The organism is Halorussus marinus (genome assembly GCF_004765795.1).
In the GTDB taxonomy this organism is placed as follows: Archaea; Halobacteriota; Halobacteria; order Halobacteriales; family Haladaptataceae; genus Halorussus; species Halorussus marinus.
In genome coordinates this window covers 1-15,805 of the sequence record NZ_SBIV01000019.1, presented here as the reverse complement: position 1 = coordinate 15,805, position 15,805 = coordinate 1, and the positions used below count along the sequence as shown (strand labels likewise).

At 60.7% G+C, this 15,805-nt stretch carries 16 protein-coding genes and 2 pseudogenes; 6 read left to right on the top strand and 12 right to left on the bottom strand.

The window, feature by feature from the left end; translation table 11 throughout:
- Positions 1-142 (bottom strand): annotated as a pseudogene (locus EPY72_RS19910) (site-specific integrase); the annotation flags it as partial.
- A gap of 756 nt (positions 143-898) precedes the next feature.
- Here EPY72_RS19910 and EPY72_RS18880 point away from each other — a divergent pair.
- Genes EPY72_RS18880 through EPY72_RS18870 form a run of 3 tightly spaced genes read left to right on the top strand, consistent with a single transcriptional unit; the run spans position 899 to position 2,623 of the window.
- Positions 899-1,786, top strand: coding sequence for a ParA family protein (locus EPY72_RS18880; protein WP_244605626.1), 888 nt, complete (start codon positions 899-901; stop codon positions 1,784-1,786).
- Positions 1,787-1,788: 2 nt separating this feature from the next.
- Entirely contained in the window at positions 1,789-2,160 is a 372-nt protein-coding gene (locus tag EPY72_RS18875; protein ID WP_135807429.1) for a DUF8115 family protein, read from the top strand.
- Positions 2,161-2,209: 49 nt separating this feature from the next.
- Positions 2,210-2,623 (top strand): DUF8161 domain-containing protein, encoded by a 414-nt coding sequence (locus EPY72_RS18870; protein WP_135807428.1) that lies wholly within the window; start codon positions 2,210-2,212, stop codon positions 2,621-2,623.
- Positions 2,624-3,244: 621 nt separating this feature from the next.
- On the opposite strand, the gene EPY72_RS18865 is transcribed toward EPY72_RS18870, so the two are convergent.
- From EPY72_RS18865 to EPY72_RS20115, 9 genes are all read right to left on the bottom strand, one after another.
- Positions 3,245-3,691: a type II toxin-antitoxin system VapC family toxin gene (locus tag EPY72_RS18865; RefSeq protein WP_135807427.1), complete on the bottom strand. Its 447-nt coding sequence runs from the start codon at positions 3,689-3,691 to the stop codon at positions 3,245-3,247.
- Positions 3,691-4,053: an HTH domain-containing protein gene (locus tag EPY72_RS18860; RefSeq protein WP_135807426.1), complete on the bottom strand. Its 363-nt coding sequence runs from the start codon at positions 4,051-4,053 to the stop codon at positions 3,691-3,693. Before EPY72_RS18860 ends, EPY72_RS18865 begins: the two co-directional genes overlap by 1 nt.
- Positions 4,054-4,228: 175 nt before the next feature.
- Positions 4,229-7,750 carry a DUF5817 domain-containing protein gene (locus EPY72_RS18855; RefSeq protein ID WP_135807425.1) on the bottom strand — a complete coding sequence of 1,174 codons (3,522 nt, stop codon included), beginning with the start codon at positions 7,748-7,750 and terminating at the stop codon, positions 4,229-4,231.
- Positions 7,751-7,931: 181 nt separating this feature from the next.
- Positions 7,932-8,510: a DUF5131 family protein gene (locus tag EPY72_RS18850; protein WP_135807424.1), complete on the bottom strand. Its 579-nt coding sequence runs from the start codon at positions 8,508-8,510 to the stop codon at positions 7,932-7,934.
- The gene (locus EPY72_RS18845) at positions 8,500-8,955 is read right to left on the bottom strand and encodes a hypothetical protein (protein ID WP_135807423.1); all 456 of its coding nucleotides are present in this window, start codon (positions 8,953-8,955) and stop codon (positions 8,500-8,502) included. Before EPY72_RS18845 ends, EPY72_RS18850 begins: the two co-directional genes overlap by 11 nt.
- Before the next feature lie 316 nt (positions 8,956-9,271).
- Positions 9,272-9,613, bottom strand: a complete 342-nt coding sequence (locus EPY72_RS18835; RefSeq protein WP_135807421.1) for a hypothetical protein — start codon at positions 9,611-9,613, stop codon at positions 9,272-9,274.
- 76 nt (positions 9,614-9,689) lie between these two features.
- Positions 9,690-10,076 carry a hypothetical protein gene (locus EPY72_RS18830; protein WP_135807420.1) on the bottom strand — a complete coding sequence of 129 codons (387 nt, stop codon included), beginning with the start codon at positions 10,074-10,076 and terminating at the stop codon, positions 9,690-9,692.
- 160 nt (positions 10,077-10,236) lie between these two features.
- Positions 10,237-10,509 (bottom strand): hypothetical protein, encoded by a 273-nt coding sequence (locus EPY72_RS18825; RefSeq protein ID WP_135807419.1) that lies wholly within the window; start codon positions 10,507-10,509, stop codon positions 10,237-10,239.
- Positions 10,506-10,997 (bottom strand): helix-turn-helix transcriptional regulator, encoded by a 492-nt coding sequence (locus EPY72_RS20115; protein ID WP_135807418.1) that lies wholly within the window; start codon positions 10,995-10,997, stop codon positions 10,506-10,508. Before EPY72_RS20115 ends, EPY72_RS18825 begins: the two co-directional genes overlap by 4 nt.
- 104 nt (positions 10,998-11,101) lie before the next feature.
- On the opposite strand from EPY72_RS20115, the pseudogene EPY72_RS20110 reads away from it, so the two are divergent.
- The 3 genes and pseudogenes from EPY72_RS20110 to EPY72_RS18805 all read left to right on the top strand — a co-directional run.
- Positions 11,102-11,329, top strand: a pseudogene (locus tag EPY72_RS20110) (hypothetical protein); the annotation flags it as partial.
- 228 nt (positions 11,330-11,557) lie between these two features.
- Positions 11,558-12,579, top strand: a protein-coding gene (locus tag EPY72_RS18810) for an IS630 family transposase (RefSeq protein ID WP_135807417.1) whose coding sequence is annotated in 2 segments (ribosomal slippage) — positions 11,558-12,062 and positions 12,062-12,579 — 1,023 coding nt in all. Because the reading frame shifts where the segments join, the coding sequence is not laid out codon by codon here.
- A gap of 185 nt (positions 12,580-12,764) precedes the next feature.
- Complete coding sequence (locus EPY72_RS18805) at positions 12,765-13,568, top strand: IclR family transcriptional regulator (protein WP_135807416.1); 804 nt, start codon at positions 12,765-12,767, stop codon at positions 13,566-13,568.
- 164 nt (positions 13,569-13,732) lie between these two features.
- On the opposite strand, the gene EPY72_RS18800 is transcribed toward EPY72_RS18805, so the two are convergent.
- A complete protein-coding gene (locus EPY72_RS18800) occupies positions 13,733-14,683 on the bottom strand; it encodes an electron transfer flavoprotein subunit alpha/FixB family protein (RefSeq protein ID WP_135807415.1) in 951 nt (316 codons plus the stop codon).
- Complete coding sequence (locus EPY72_RS18795; protein WP_135807430.1) at positions 14,680-15,471, bottom strand: electron transfer flavoprotein subunit beta/FixA family protein; 792 nt, start codon at positions 15,469-15,471, stop codon at positions 14,680-14,682. Before EPY72_RS18795 ends, EPY72_RS18800 begins: the two co-directional genes overlap by 4 nt.
- Between the last annotated feature and the right edge of the window lie 334 nt (positions 15,472-15,805).

The following is a 15,805-nucleotide window of genomic DNA, read 5'->3' as shown; positions in this document are numbered from 1 at the left end:
ACGCGCGGAGGCCGACATAGCCACCCAGCTGGATGACAAGGTCGTCTCGGTGACTCGCAGCGGCACGGCGAAGTTCCTCGAGTTCTCCGTCTGTCATCCAGACCTTGTATTCGTCTTCCTTCGCGGTCGCCTCGAGCCTCATGTGCACTTCTAAAATAACCTTGCACAAAATACCCGAGGATACAGTGGTGATCACCCTGGTATTCACCCCGAAAGCAGGGGTTCGCTTCCGACTTCTATGATAACTCGGAAATTCCGTAGTTCAATCCCGGAAAATATGAGCCGACAGTGCTTGACAAAGGACACAGTCTACTCTCAAGCATCGACGAACGTGGTGGCGGCCTCGTTGGAGCAGTCGCCGGCGGAGCGCTCGCCTACAGCGTGACTGAGAGTCCGGCAGTCGGAGCGGTAGTGGCGCTCGGAGGTGGGCGCTCGGCGAGGCGCTTCACGATCCCGACGACTAACCCCAGATTTCCGCTGTCGACCGCCCATTCCGTTCTGCGGACCTGATTTGGGCACGCCAACCTCCCACAGTTCTCTGAGTGTGAGACGCTCCAGATAGCGAGTTCCATTTCCACTTGGTCTGGCGAGTGACGAGACAATAATTCGTAAACTCTATACCGGTATATGGATTAGCGGTCGTCAGCATTCGAACAGGACTCCACATACGGCATCGTCGAGCGCCTCGCGGAGGACGACCGCGACGACTCCGTAGACGACCTCTACTTCTCTTATTTAGTGGCGGGTGGCGATAGAGTTTCAAACTCCGGCACCGAACAGATAGATGGGTTTCGAGGGAGTCATCCCTCGCTTTTCAATTCCTCTGAGCAACAGCTACCCCCGTTCTCAGTTAGTTTCAGCGATTACGTCTGGCCAAGTTTTATATACATATCTGTATATGGATACAGATGCAGATATGGCTACAAAAACAGTCCGCGGCGCTACCTTCCTCGACAAGGGCGGCACCGGCAAAACCACCACCGCAGCACACTTCGGCGTCGCACTCGCCGAGCAAGACCACAATGTCCTCATCGTCGATCTCGCTGGGAAACAAAACGACCTCGCCGAATACTTCGGTCTACTCGACGACTGGCAGGCCGCTATCGACGCCGATGATGACGACGACCAAGACTGGCCGAACATCGGCACCGTCTTCACCGACCAATGGGAGCAAATTGCGCGCGCTGTTCCCGACGCCGCCGAGCAGATGATCTGGGAGACCAGTGAAGGCCCAGATATCATCCCCGCCCATCCAGACCTCGACGGCGTCGACGACGATCTCGCCAGCGTCGACCAAGAGGATCGCTACCAGCGCCTCAACGAGTTCACCACCGAGCATCTCGAGCCGATGGGGTACGACGTGATCCTCTTCGACCTCCCCGGTCTCACGAACAACGTCAGCTACAATGGCCTCTGGGCCGCCCGGAACATCATCGCGCCCGTCGAGATGGGGCCGCTCGAAGAGAAACAAGCCAACGGACTCCGAGACGATTTGGACCGTATCGCCACCAACTTCGACATCGAGCTCGAGCTGACGATGGTCCTTCCGAACAAGGTGGACACGCGAACGAACCTCGCCGAGGAGTACCTTCAACAGTTCGAGGACGCATACCCTGATGCGTTCGCACCTGCGTATGTTCCTGTGAGTCAGGACATTCGAAACGCCTGCAACCAAGGCAAGACCGTGTTCGCGCTTGACAAGCCATCGAAGACCGCCGAAGAGGCGATTGAAGCCTACCGTGTCAACGCTAAAGCGTTCTACAGGCGTCTGACTGGAGGGGAATAACCATGGGTGACCCAGACATCGACGAGCTCCGCGAGCAGTCCCGGCCCGGCGACCGCGCCAGCAACACCAACAACGAACCGAGTCTCGAAGACCGGTTCATCGACGCACTTGACGCGGTCGAAGACGGCGGGTCGAACATGAAAACGCTCTCGGCCCGTGATAAGGATCTTGCTGCGTTCGTCCGTGGGCTTGAGGCTGACGAGAGCGAGTTAGAAGCGGTCGTTGAGCAACTGCACGAGGTCCGCGGTCGCGGTAACGATGTGAACCGGCAGGAGTTGATCATCTCGGCTGTGTGGATAGGTCTTCAAGAAGCGTGCCCGGAAGCAGTTGAAGCGTTCAAGGACGCGAAGGGCGAGCGCGCCCGCCAGTTGTAGCCATATACATATCCATATACAAATACAGATACAGACATACGAGATTTCCATGAGTAAAGATATCGACCCCGAAAATCCGCGTCCGAAGGGTCATTACCCTCGGTTCGCAGACAACGAGTGGCACTACGTCCCGGACGAACTCGCACAGACAATCTCACTTGGCCCAGGCGGCGATGGTGAACCCGGCCAGGACTGGGTCTTGTCCTATACGCCCGAACGCGGGAACAAGGAGGACCGCGAGAAGATCTTTGTTCGGCTCACGCCGAAGTCGCTCCAAGAGTTGTATATCGAGACGAAAGACCTCTCGCAGGATGCTCGGATGCACGGCCACAGCGCCGAGTGCGATCTCTGCGGAGACCAAGTGCCGTTGGAGAAGGCCGTGCCGAACAAGCGTGAGGAGCCCGTCCACAAGCGGTGTTACGTCGACGCGTACGGCGGTCCCACTTGGCTGAAAGACTACTAACGCACAGTGCTATCAGTAGTTAGTAGCACAGTTTCTTTATTCAGAATTGGTGGTGAAATAGAGGAGTAGTTGTTCGGGTCAGACTCCAGAACTGACCGAGAACACCACCATTCCGAGAAACGCGAGCCCACCGAGAATCAACAAGAACCCGCCGATTAACCAAAAGAGACGTTTTTGCGTCAACGTCGGGTCTTTGAAACCGAAGAGAAACTTGAATCGGCCTGCTACCTCCAATTGCTCTTGATTCCCGGTGAGAACGTAGAATAGTTGTCGTAAACCGGCGTAGATAGAGAAGAGACCTAGCAACAGTAGGAACAGAACGCCAAGGAGAGCTACAATATTCATCATTAAATAGAATTAACGATAGTGATTAAAACAGTTGTGATTATTGTATGGCGGAATCACGTCCCACACCGAGTAAAAACGTCCATATTGGTTACGTCCTGAAGGCTGAATAAAGAAATCGTATTATCGACTACTGCTATGGTGACCAATCTCTGTGGGTGTGTGAAGTCTTCTATAACACCCTCCTAGGAAGATATCCTAGTGTACTCGATTTCACTGTTGGTCGTCCAATCGTGAATCTACTACCGAGACGAGGATGTCGGCGAGAGTTCTTCCTCACGGGACCGCTACGTCTGCAGGGACGAGGGTAAACCCGAGCGTCCGAAAATCGCTGTCGAACGCGAACATGTGCTCGATGTCCCGGCTTCCCGCCAGCACACTACTCGTATGGTCGACAAACGAAATCTGGTGGTCATCGTACTGAGCGAACTCGTCGCACGCAGCAGTGAACGCAGGTTTGTCTACCGGGAGGACGTTGAAGCTCTCCGACTCACGGATCGTGTCGAGTGTCTCGACGGCCTCGGCATGGCCGACCTTGCGAACCATCAGCGTAGCGAGCTCCGAGAGCACCGACCGGCTCGTGTAGAGCGGCCGGTACGGGAGGTCGCCAGCGCCGAGGGCATCGAAAACCTCGCGGGCTCGGTCGTGGCGTTCGGCCTGCTCGTAGGCCCATGCGAAGAACGCGCCCGTATCGATGAACAATGGCGTTGCGCCCTGCGTCATTACGATTCTGCCTCGCCGTAGAGGATATCGTCGATGTCCTCCTCGCCGACCGGCTCGTCACCGCCGTGCGGGTCTGCGCTCCAGAACGGGTCGTCCGGGTTGATTTCGGCGACGGTGTTCTCGGTGTCGGTCAGCCACCACACGACGGCGTTGGCCCCGACTGTGCGCCGTTCCACCCGGCCCTGCTCGTGGAGTGTGACCAGTTTCTGCCGAACTGTTTCTGAGCTACAGTCGAGGATCTCACCGAGCTCGGGTGCGGTCGCCACGGGACTGTCCGTCTGGCGAATCGCTTCGACTACGTCCTCGAGCGAGATCGTGCCGACGTACTGCCCTTGGTCGTTTCGTTCGCGGTCTTGACTCATGTCTCTTGGTTCGCCAGCCACTCACCTAAACCTATTGCCGCGTGGCAACTGGGACGGGACTCCCCATTCTATATCTCTATTCACAGAAGTACTCGACACGTTCGCAAGCGACCGCTTACCTTCCCCGGAGTTCCAGCGTTCTTACAGAGACCACCCATGCCGCCGTCTGGCGTTCTTATCCAACCACCCCAAGCTGCTGCTGGCCCTCTTCGGGCATCGCCGGATGCCGTCCGACCATCGCGACGGCTGTCCGCTCATTTTCTGTTGGATCGTCTAGGTCGTAATAGGTCCGCAGGAGATGCTCGAACCGCCTGAGTTCCGGTATTACATCAACGACTTCCCCCAGATCGACAGGCGAGTTCCACACATCTACCCACTCCTCACTCGGCACCTGATCGAGATACTCCAATGCAATCCCGTACGCCACGTCCGACCAGACCGGCTGTCCGCCCGTCGTCAGAATCTCCGTCTCGTGGCCGTCCTGCCGCGGTTCGACGTGGTCGTTCGTCGAGGCCCACCACGGTTCGAGCGAGATTGTCCACTGGCCGTCGTCGACCTTCTCAACGAGGTCAGCGGCGTCGAGATAGTGATGGAGCCGACTGTAGCTGTTCTCGCTCGTCACGTCGATCAGGTCCTGGCGCGAGAGCGCTCCCTCGGCTTGGAGGAGAGCTTTGACCATCCGCTGGAGCGCCGGTTTCCGTTGCTCGGCGGCCGCCTCAAACAGGCTCGGCAAGAGTCGGTTCGCCGGGAGTTCGCCGAGGCCGTGCGCGAGGTCGCCGACCGTCAGCTCGTCGCCGTAGCCGTCGCGACGGCCGAGCGCCATCATCACCGACGCCACGTCGAACGGCGACGGACCGAACTCCGGCGTCCCGAGCACGGCGTGGAGCATCCGTGTGAGGCGGTCAAGTGGTTGTGTCGTCTCGCCCGGCCGGTGGCCTTTCCGGTCGGCCCACTCCCGGACCAGTTGCTTCGTGGCCGCGAACGTATTCGCGCTCTTGATTGGGATCTCCAGCACCGCCGCCGCCTCCTCCCCTTCGACAATCTGCTCCCGCACCCGCTCCTGTTCGTTCCCGATCGCCGCCCGGATGTCCTCTTGCATTCGGGGTGCACCGTCGGCCGAGATGATCCACGAACAGGTCAGGTCCGCCGTCGGGTCGTCCTCGTCGACGTCGTACTCGATGCGGTTCCGCAACTTCTCGGGCCGGTCGTCACGTTGCATCCGATGGATGCTGTGGACGCCGTGCTCGTCGCGGTAGACCGCCTGTTTCGTCGGGGTGTACCGCATGAAGTCAAGGAACTGCTGGTACCGCGTCTGGTCGTCACGGAGTTCTGCGACATCGGGCACCTGCAGGTTGGCTACGAGGTCGAACCCAGCCGCGTCGTAGACGTGGGTCGCGGTCGTGAACAGCCCGTGGAGGTCCTCAAGGAACTCGCGTTTCAACCCGGCGTCGAGGCTCGCGAGCTCGGACAGCCTTGCCAGCAACATCGACCGGACATCGCCCATCCGGTCTTTCCAGTTCTCGTAGTGGGCGAGCTCTTCGTCGCTCAGCCAGCCATGGTGGTTGCCACGCCGGAGGATCGCGTCGAGGTCCTTCTCGAACTGACTGACGTCCCCATGGAGTTGCTCCAACTGGGTTCCGACCCGACTCTCCTCGAGGAGCTTCCCGAACGCGGCGTTGCCGAATATGGTTGCGATGAGACGTGCCAGCGTCACCGCCGGCCCACCCCACTGGACCACTGCCAGCGCTGTGTCGTCGAACTCTGCACCGCCACTGATGTACGTGACCCGGCCGTCGCCGTCCTCGGTCTTATTCCAGCGCTTGTGATGCGGTTCATGGACGAGATTGATGCCTTCGACGCGGTTGCCCGCCAGCAGGCGGTTATGCATTGCTGACGGCTGGAGCGGGCGGTCTGCGGTGGCGTTGCCCAGCCACTGCACGAAGCTCTCGTCGCGGGGATCGCCGGTCGCGGCGAGCCACTCCTCAGGCGTCGACGGCGCATCGTCGGCGGTCGCGGGGGCGCTCCCGGCGGGGGAGCGGCCCGGCCCATCCGGCCCCCCTTCCGTCCTTGTTCGGGTGTTACACTCACTTGCGAGAAGCTGGGGGGTGCCGCTAAGACCCGGCCCAAGGCACGCTTGGGACGGGTGGAGGAGGCGACCGTCGGCGGTGACGATGCGCTGGGCGACGTCGCCGAGTTCGGTGAGCGAGACGTGGCGGCGGCCAGCCCGCTTCACGGATGTGACGATGCCTGCGTCTTCGAGCGTGTCGAGATTCGCGTATACGGACCCGTCAGCACAGCGGACAGCGTCGTCGCGCTTGAGGTCCGTGACCGCGCGCGTTCCTCGCGCGCGCAGATGCGGGATCATCTGGAGGACGTCCGCGCTGTTTGCGAGGTGATCGAGCGCGTCGTAGGCGTCCCACGCCGTCGGCCCGGACTGACCGGACCCAGCACCGGGCGGACGCCCGGACCTCATCTCGGTCTCACTAAGATTCGTCACCGGTTCGAGCCAGTCTGGATCGTCAGCATCCCGAGCTCGGACGCGGTCGACCGCACGGTCGATGACGTCCTCGACAGCCGGCGAGTACTTGAGCCGCACGTCGAATCCTTCGCCGAGGACGGCGAACAGCTGGAGCGCCGTCTCGACGGTCTGCTTGTCGGCTTCGGTCCACGCCTCGCCGTCGAGGTAGAACGTGAGAACCTCCGGTACGTCACGCTCCGTGAACAGCGCGACAAGCGTGTGCTTGAGCGTTTCGACGACAGGTGCTTGGAACGACCCCTGAGAGGTCGCGGCCTGCTCGAGCGTCCGTTCGACGCGCTCGACGAACTCCTCGCCGCGGAACCCACGGCCGTCCCGGTAGTCGTCGTCCGCCCAGAGGATAGCATAGCGGGCGAGCGCGTGGAGGTAGCCCTGCGCTTCCGCGACGACCGCGTAATCGTCGATCGCGTCGTCCGTCCGGGGGAGGTCACAGACCGTCTCGGTAAGGACTTCGGCGACAAACCAGTCGACGTCGTGGTACTCGGGTTCGCTCGGGTCAAGGAGTTCGGGCGCGCGTTGCTCGGCGAGCTCATGGACAAGTCGGGCGGCCTGTGGGCGGAGATCATCGCGAAGGTCGTGGTCCATGTCGCCGGATGTCTCGTCGATGAGTTCGGTAACGCGCGGAGTGACCCGCTGGTAGATGTGGCCCGCCGCGGAGAGTTGGCTTCCGGGAAGGACACGCGAGAGGCCACGCGAACGGTCGGCGTGGCCTGCTTTCGAGACATCGAGTTGCGGGCGGTCCGCAATGTCAACTTCGATATCGGGGGGCTTACCGGGGTCTGTCGTCAGAGTCTCGGTCTGCGTGCGGTTCTCGGCGGTCTTCCCCCGAGTAATTGCGGTGTCGAGACCGGCCTCTTCGGGGGGGAGGCCGAGCGCTTCACAGTACTCGCGGTCTGAAAGGACCGGGTCGTCAGCGCGCTCGCCGAGGACACCATAGTCGTCGGCGGTCTCGTACTGGTCGAGGTGGCCGGCCTGCTCGGCAAGAATCTTCGACCTGGTCTCGGCGGCAACCTCGAACTCCTCGTGTTCGAACCGGACGTTGAGGAGGTCGGTCTGATGCTGTTGGAAACAAACGGGGCACTGGGCGGTCGTCTGGTTTCGGAGGGCCTCGACGATCCAGAACGAGCCACAGGCCGAACAGCCGACGACCTGATACGTCACCGAACCACCTCCCCAGTGGCGGTCGCGCTCGCCGTCGACGAACGTGTGCCCGTGAGGGCGCAGTCGATGTGGACCACACACTCACGGACCGTCCGGACGGCCGTGCCGTCGTGACGGCAGATAGGGCTCGCTCGCTGTCTGGATGTGGACGCGTCGCTGACCATCAGTGTTGGTCGGCGAGTTACGCGCTGGCGGCCGCCGTGATCACGCCGCCGTACTCAACGAGAACCCGCCTCTCAGTCGAACGACAGGGTTGCCACTGACTGAGGGGGAAAGATTTATTTCGCTGAGTCCAGAAGAACAGGGTAGCCAACCAGGGTTCTTCCGGACGCTGATTCTTGCCTAGCTTTGCCTGTCTGCTTCGAAGTCGCCCCTTATTAAATATGCGTCTGACGCGTGTCACAACTCTAACAGTCACGAGCGTTTCCTCCGGTTCATGACCTGATTCAGGGAGTCTCCAGCACGCGCGAACCGTTACGTCGGGATCTGGTGGCATCTCCCTGCTTTCACGCTGGTCCATCTCACAGCGGTCGGCCGCGGACGCGATCTCGCCGCCGACCAGCGCCCAGTCGATTCCCGTGAGGTCGACATCCCAAACCGGTTCGATTAGCGGCTCGAACGACACCCAGCGGGTAGCGTCGTCGACGCGACTGAGTTGGTCGATCCGATGGGTGGTGTCGGGGTACTTACCGCTGGGTGTTCTCTGCTCGAGGGATTCGGGTCGGTGATGCGGGCCGGCTGATGGCTGGTCACGCGACACGGATCAGCACCTCCGTGATCTCCGTGCGGTGGCACCGATCCTGATCGCAGTCGGCCCAACCGTCGGTGCCGGCGGGGTTCGCGTAGACGGTGAGGTCGCGCTCGGCGTCGTTAGTCGCGGGGTCCCGTCGGCAGACCGGGCAGAGGCCGGTCTCGGTACGGAGCGTCCGGATGTCCTCGGGAGCATCTTCGAGGTTCAGGAACGGACCGCCCGGGCCCATCCGGTATCGTTTCACGCCCTTCGAGATCCGTTCGAGGACCTCGTCCGTCCGAGCGTCACGAACCACCCACGTCGTCGCATCCCGTGCGCGGAGCCGCTCAACGCAGACCGAGTGACCCCGGTCGGCATCGTAGTACAGTTGTGCCTGCAGGCGACTCGTGGGGTCGACTGCCGTTCGTCGCTCGGCCTTCGGCCGCCGACCAGCGCTTGCACACTCGTCGGTCACGCCTGACCACCGTCCCGCTCGGTGGCCGTCCCAGACTCGTGGTCGGCCCACTCAGTCAGCGGTGGACACCCCTCCGCATCGAGGCCGCCAGTTTCGTCTGTCTCGTCGTGCTCGGAAGCGTTTGTCCGCCAATTGTTCGGCGCGTGCTCGAGCCGAGACCACCACGTCCCGCATCCGTCACAGACGCGCGTGCCCTCCTCGCGGTAGATCTGGCCGCCCCCACACGACGAACACAGTCCGCCGACCGATGGGACTTCTTTCCGCCCCACCGTCGTCGTCGCTGAGCGAGCAGTCGCGTCGATTGACTCTCCACCGGTCATAGACCACACACCCCTGCAAGAGCCTCTCGCTCGTGTTCGATCGTCTTCAGCGGTTCACCGCACTCCGGGCAGATGTCGTACTGTTTGGTGTCCACGAGTTCCGCCGAGACTTCCCCGAGCCGCTCCCACGCCTCGATAAAGCCATCCTCGTTCCGGATGGACCGCCACAGTTCGAGTTCCGACGCGAATCCCGGCGCGACGAGTCGGTAGTTCCGGTTATCATCGCCCTCATCGAACAGCGTGAGTTTCGGTCCGTAGTAGGTGTTCGTCCGCTTCACGATCTCCAGCACGCCGACGCCGTCGACATCGAGGGCGTCGCCGCGTTCGGCTCTGAGCATCGCCTGCTTCGACGGACCGTCGGTCTTCGGGCCGCCTCGATGGATTCGAACCTGCTCCCGATCGCTCGCACCCTCGTCACGCATCGGCGGCCACCCCCGTGAGTGCGGCCTGCCCCTCGGGACCGAGCCCCGCGATGAGTGCGTGGGCGGCCTGCTCGCCACGGTCAGTCAGGCGGGCGGTCTCGGCTTCCAAGGAATAGGGATGACCGTCGACGTAGTCGAGGGAAGCGAGCATGCCCAACGCGTCGAGCGTCTCGATGGCGGCGCTGTCGGTCGTGACGTCGAAGGCTTCGCCGTGATCTTCGACGAGCGAGACGACGCAGATGACTAGCTCGTCGTGGGGGAGTTGGTCGGCGTCGACGGTCGCCAGCACCAGCAGGACGAGGTCGCCGATACGGTCAACCGACGCGGCGTCGCGCTCGTAGAGGACTGACGAGTCCGGGTCGTCGCCGTGGGTGGTCATGCGGGCTCACCTCCCGAGTGGGCGTCGACGCTGGCGAGCATGCCGCGCCTGTGACGGCTGTGGTCGGGGGCACCCGCCAGATGGCCAGGGGTACCGGACTCGAGCGTGTGGCGCGGGGCACCGTCGGTCAGCGTGTGGCCGACGGCACCCGACGGGTGGGTCACGTGCGGTCACCTCCGACGGCGTCCTTGTCGGTCTGCCAGAGCTGGGCGGCGGTGCCGGTGACCGGCGGGCGGTCGTTGCGCCCACACCGGATGTCGTTGGTGTGGAGCAGCCAGCGCACCCGGCGCGGGGTGATGGCCTCAGCGCCCAGCGCCTCGAAGTGGTCGGCGATATCGTCGACCGACCAGCCGCGTTCGACGTACAGCGCTTCGAGCACGTCGGGGTCCCGCCACACCTCAGGGTCTTCGGGGAGATCACGGTCGCGCTTCACGGCCGGTCCACCCCCGTGAGTCCGGCTTGGTCGGCGCGGCGCTGGGCGTGGCGGGTGAGGAGCTGGCGAGCGCGGTCGGTGGTCGCGTACTCGTTGGTCCGGCCGTCCTTCTCGGCTTTCGAGAGCAGGCCGCGCTCGATCAGCGCGTCGAGATTCTGGTAGAGCCGACTGTGGTTGATCTCGTCGTAGTCGTCTTCGAGGTAGGACTTGATGGCGAGGCCCTTCGGCGGTTCTTGGTCGCCGTCGCGTTCGAGCGCGCGGACGGCGTACAGCAGGTCGCGCTCGAAGGCGTGGAAGTCGGCGAACGCGAGCTGGACGTCGAGGCCGCCGTCGGTGGCGACGCCCCGGCCGCGGTCGGCGTCGCCCGCGAGGTCGCGGACCGTCCGGGTGGTCGCTCGGCATCCGCAGGGCGCGAGGAAGTGCGCGGACGGCCCGCGGGTGACGATAGCGGAGATCGGCGTGCCGCAGTCCGGGCAGACGGCGGTCATGCGGCGGTCACCTCCCGCGTGCGGCAGGTCGCTGGCGTACATCCGTGGGCGGCGCTACCGATGGAAGCCCCTTGAAGAAGGCTCGATAGTTCGGTGAAAGTGAAACTAAACAGCGGCCTTTCTACGCCCGGGAGGCTACGATCGAGGACTTCGATTCCTGGCTGAAGTATGAACTGGAACGCGAGCTCAACCAGCAGGGTTACCAGAACATCGTCGTTCGGGAAATGACTGATGCTCTTCTCCGAACCGTCGTGGAGGAAGATCTCGTAGACGAAGTGGCCGAACGATTCGAACAAGCTCGCGAATCTGCTTCTTCAGAATCGACTGAATAGCGTACTATTCCAAAATAGGATACTATTCTACAATACCCCAACAGCAACCTCAGAATAGTCTGATTCCGCCTCTATACGGTGAACTCAGTTGAGACCGCCGGCTCACAGTAGTTGAGACTGGCTCTCTCAATGCATAGGGCCAAGGCCAATTGCTCAATTTGCCGTCAAGCCGTCTGATACTCATACTGACGGCTAAAAATTCATGGAGCTTGAGGAACAAGGATCAGTATGGCGACGTTAGAGAACGTCTCTGTCGAAGACCTCCGCCAGATCTTGGCAGAGGTCGATGACGCCGACGCGACAAAGCGGCTCATGGCGGCGATCACCTACAAAGAAATGGACAAACTCACGCAGACGGAGGCCGCCGAACTCTACGGATTTTCCGGTAGTTGGGCCTCGAAATGGTTCAACCGACTCGAACGGCTCGCCGACGAGCCGTTCGAGGAGGTCGTCTACGACAAACCACGTGAGGGCAGACCCTCCGAACTCTCCGACGAAGAGCACGAGCAGTTCGTTGAGGCACTTCATCAATCTCCCGAGGAAGTCGGATTCGACGCGCCCGCGTGGTCTGTGCCACTCGCGCGTCACTATCTCATCGAAGAATTCGGTGTAGAATACTGTGAACGCCATGTCCGACGGTTGATCTCTGAGGCCGGGCTGTCCTGGAAGACAGCCCGGCCGGAATACTACAAGTCCGACGAGCGAGCGCAGGAAGCCTGGCAGGAAGGCTTCAAAAAAAGCGCGACGACCTGGACGACGAATACACGATCCTCGCAATAGATCAGACACGGCAGGTTCTCTCGACACTGATCTATGCATGGTTTCCAGAGGGGGAGCGCCCGTCACTGCCGGTGACGGGCGCGTGGGACAGCATCAAACTACTCGGTGCAGTCAGCGATACCGGCGAGACGTTCTTTCTGCCGTGTGCGGAAAACTTCAACAGCGACACGACGATCCGTTTACTGGACGCACTCCAAACCGAGTTCGGCGAGAAAATCTGCGTCGTCTTGGACAACGCGTCGTATTTCACGGCCAACAAGGTACAGGAATTCGCCGACGAAACACCGATCGAACTGTGCTATCTTCCGCGGGGTTCACCGGAGCTGAACCCCGCGGAAGAGTGCTGGAAACAACTCAATCAAGAACTCGGAAACCGCCTCTTCGACACGCTGGACGAACTTCGTGATGCCGCGCTCTCTGCGCTCGACAGCATCAAACCACCAAATGTTTTCACGTATCTATGTCCGTGAGTATAACCACTACTATAGTCTGTGCGAGAAAATGCCTATAATATTGGCCATAATTTCCCAAATAATTGGTTCGAGTTGAATCTGAGCCGGGAAAATATTCTTCACTTTGGACATCCTACGACGAGAATGACTGGCCTGTTTGTTATTCACAAACTTATTTGGAGCATTAATCCTTATGAACACCTATGACAGCAGACGACGTACGAACACTCAAAACAGTGGAGACAACAAGTCGTATTTTGAATGCTCTTCAGAGACATGGGAATGTGGGGGTGACAGAACTATCAAACGAGTTAGAACTTTCGAAAGGAGCCGTCTACAACCATCTTGCTACCCTTCGCAAGCAGGGATTTGTAGTTAAAAAAGGCGATGAATACCAGCTAAGTAATAAGTTCATTAATTACGGGAAATCGGTACAACACCAATCACCATTGTATACTGTCGGAAAGGAGTATGTTGATCGATTAGCGGAAAAAACCGATGAATATGCACACCTGATGGTCGAGGAGAATGGATTAGGTTACTATCTGTATCGAGAGCGAGGCGAAAATGCTATTGCCGAAGAATTCCATGCCTGGAAAAACCAAAAGCCCGATTACCTCCACCACTCATCGACCGGAAAAGCAATACTTGCAGAATTTCCATGTGAACGCGTCGAGGAAGTTATTGAAGAACATGGCCTCCCACAATCTACAGAAAAAACAATCACCACCAAGGAAGCCCTCTTCGACGAATTAGAAAAGACTCGAGAGAGAGGCTATGCAATATACGATGGTGAAGAGGTCTCCGGGACCCGGGCAGTAGGCGTCGCAATCGTCGACAAGCAATCAAATACATATGGAGCGATTAGCGTGTCTGGAGCTGTAACACGTATGCAAGGGTCTCGTTGGGAGGAAGAGATTCCCCAACAGGTCAAACGGACCGCCAATTTAATCGAAATTGACCTTCAGACAAAAACCCACGGGGAAACGCCGGAAAGCAAGAAGTGAGGGCTTGTTAAACCCCCCAGACAGCAATCGGCCTCAGCAGGCGTGCGGACGTATGGAAGGCCGCACATATCACCCCACTATTCTTCCTAAATTTACAGATAATATAGTATGTTAATCGACTACTCTAGACAATCACGCAAAAGTAAGACTAAAAAGGTGGGAAGTTACTCGAACTCCTCGATGAGTTCGGGCACGACCTCGAACAGGTCGCCCACGATGCCGTAGTCCGCGATGTCAAAGATGGGTGCGTTCGGGTCGGTGTTGACGGCGATGATGGTGTCGCTCCCCTTCATCCCGGCGACATGCTGGACCGCGCCGGAGATGCCGATCGCGAGGTAGACGTCGGGCGTGACGACCTTGCCGGACTGGCCGACCTGCCGGTTCTTCGGGAGCCAGCCATTGTCCACGATGGGTCGCGACGACGCGAGGGTGGCATCAGTCGCTTCGACGAGGTCGCGGATGAGGTCGAGGTTCTCCTCCTCCTCGATGCCGCGGCCGATGGAGATGATGAAGTCGGCCTCGCTGATGTCCACGTCGCCGCTCCCGACCTCCTCGAAGCCGGTGACGGTCGACCCGGTGTCGGTGTCGATGTCGGCGTCGAACGCCGAGATCTCGGCGTCGCCGACGCCCTCGGCCTGCGGCCACTCGGCGTCGCGGACGGTGACGGCCTGCCGGTCGCCGCCGACCTCGACGGTCGTCTCGACCTTCGAGCCGTACATCTCGCGGGTGACGGTGAGACCACCATCATAGTTGAAGTCTACGGCGTCGGTCACCAACGGGAGGTCGAGCCGGTTCGCCACCGCGGGCGCGTAGTCGAGTCCGTTGACGCTGTTGGGCATCAGCAGGACCTGCGGGTCGAGTTCAGCGTGGAGCGCCTCGATGGCCTGCACGCAGATATCGTGGTTGAACTCCTCGCCCTCGTCCACCGTGTGGATGTAATCGACGCCCTCGCGGTCGAGGTCGTCGGCGAACGCCTCCACGTCGCCGCTGATGACCGCGAGGTGGAGGTCGCCGCCGGTCGCGTCCGCGAGTTCCCGCCCGGCGGAGATGACTTCGTAGCTCACGTCGCGGAGTTCGCCCCGGCGGTGCTCGGTGACGGCCAGCACGTCGCTCATTCTGCCACCCCCTTCTCACGGAGGACGGTGGCGAGTTGCCCGGCCGTCTCGCTCGCGTCACCCTCGAATATCTCGGCGTCGCTCTCGCTCTCGGGTTCGTACATCGAGGTCAGTGTCAGGTCGCTCTCGACGGCGTCGGCGTCGAGGCCGATGTCGTCGAGGCTCTTGGGCGCGATTTCCTTGCTCTGGGCCTGCCGGATGCCCCGGAGGCTGGCGTACCGGGGCTCGTTGATCCCGGTCTGGATGGTGAGCACCGCGGGGAGTTCGATATCGGTCAATTCCTCGACGCCGCCTTCGAGTTCGCGGTGGACGTGCGCGACGCCCGCCTCGTGGTCGTAGTCGAGGGCGTTGACGACCGCGCCCCACTGGAAGCCGAGGTGGTCGGCCAGCGAGACGCCGGTCGCGCCGAACGCGTCGTCGCCCGCCTGCACGCCGGTCAGCACGAGGTCGGGGTCCTCCTCCTCGACGACGGCGGCGAGCAGGTTCGCCTTCGTCTCGACGTCGAGCAGGTCGGGTTCTTCGAGCGCGTCGTCCCACACTCGGACGGCGCGGTCCGCGCCCTTCGCGAGCGCCATCCGGATGGTCTCCTCGGAGCGCTCGGGACCGATGGTGACGGTCACGACCTCCTCGGCCGGGCCGTCCTCCTTCAACTGGACGGCTTCCTCCACGGCGTAGTCGTCCCACTCGTTCAGGTCGTACTCGAGGTAGCGTTCGTCTACTTCGGTCCCCTCTATCTCGAAGTCGTCGGCGACTTCGGCGACCTCCTTCACAGTCACTAAAACCTTCATCATATCCATCATCTAAACGGACCATATTATATGTATGGTTGTGAGGCAACAAATGGGGGTTGTTCAGGTGTTTATACAGCTCTGTCACTATCGAGTTAGCCTCCGTATCCGGCGTTCGTCCGTTGAGCGTGAGTTATGAAACAAGTAGGCACACTGCTCAATGCCACCTCTACTATAGGTGGGACGCTCATGGGTAGAGGATTGTTAGGGCTGTGTTGAATCGCCATACGGCAGAGAGGTAGGCCGCTAAATCAAAGGAGTTGAAGCGGGAGAGTTCCGTTGACCATGACGCAAATCTCCCGCTTCATCGGGGAGGTTGTACCGGTTGCTCAAA

Excerpts from the sequence above, each read along its gene's own strand:
- EPY72_RS18860 (WP_135807426.1), bottom strand. The coding sequence starts at position 4,053 with ATGAGTCAAGACCGCGAACGAAACGACCAAGGGCAGTACGTCGGCACG.
- EPY72_RS18830 (WP_135807420.1), bottom strand. The coding sequence starts at position 10,076 with ATGACCACCCACGGCGACGACCCGGACTCGTCAGTCCTCTACGAGCGC.
- EPY72_RS18870 (WP_135807428.1), top strand. The coding sequence starts at position 2,210 with ATGAGTAAAGATATCGACCCCGAAAATCCGCGTCCGAAGGGTCATTAC.
- EPY72_RS18800 (WP_135807415.1), bottom strand. The coding sequence starts at position 14,683 with ATGAGCGACGTGCTGGCCGTCACCGAGCACCGCCGGGGCGAACTCCGC.
- EPY72_RS18795 (WP_135807430.1), bottom strand. The coding sequence starts at position 15,471 with ATGAAGGTTTTAGTGACTGTGAAGGAGGTCGCCGAAGTCGCCGACGAC.
- EPY72_RS20115 (WP_135807418.1), bottom strand. The coding sequence starts at position 10,997 with ATGACCGCCGTCTGCCCGGACTGCGGCACGCCGATCTCCGCTATCGTC.
- EPY72_RS18835 (WP_135807421.1), bottom strand. The coding sequence starts at position 9,613 with ATGCTCAGAGCCGAACGCGGCGACGCCCTCGATGTCGACGGCGTCGGC.
- EPY72_RS18805 (WP_135807416.1), top strand. The coding sequence starts at position 12,765 with ATGACAGCAGACGACGTACGAACACTCAAAACAGTGGAGACAACAAGT.
- EPY72_RS18880 (WP_244605626.1), top strand. The coding sequence starts at position 899 with ATGGATACAGATGCAGATATGGCTACAAAAACAGTCCGCGGCGCTACC.
- EPY72_RS18875 (WP_135807429.1), top strand. The coding sequence starts at position 1,789 with ATGGGTGACCCAGACATCGACGAGCTCCGCGAGCAGTCCCGGCCCGGC.
- EPY72_RS18865 (WP_135807427.1), bottom strand. The coding sequence starts at position 3,691 with ATGACGCAGGGCGCAACGCCATTGTTCATCGATACGGGCGCGTTCTTC.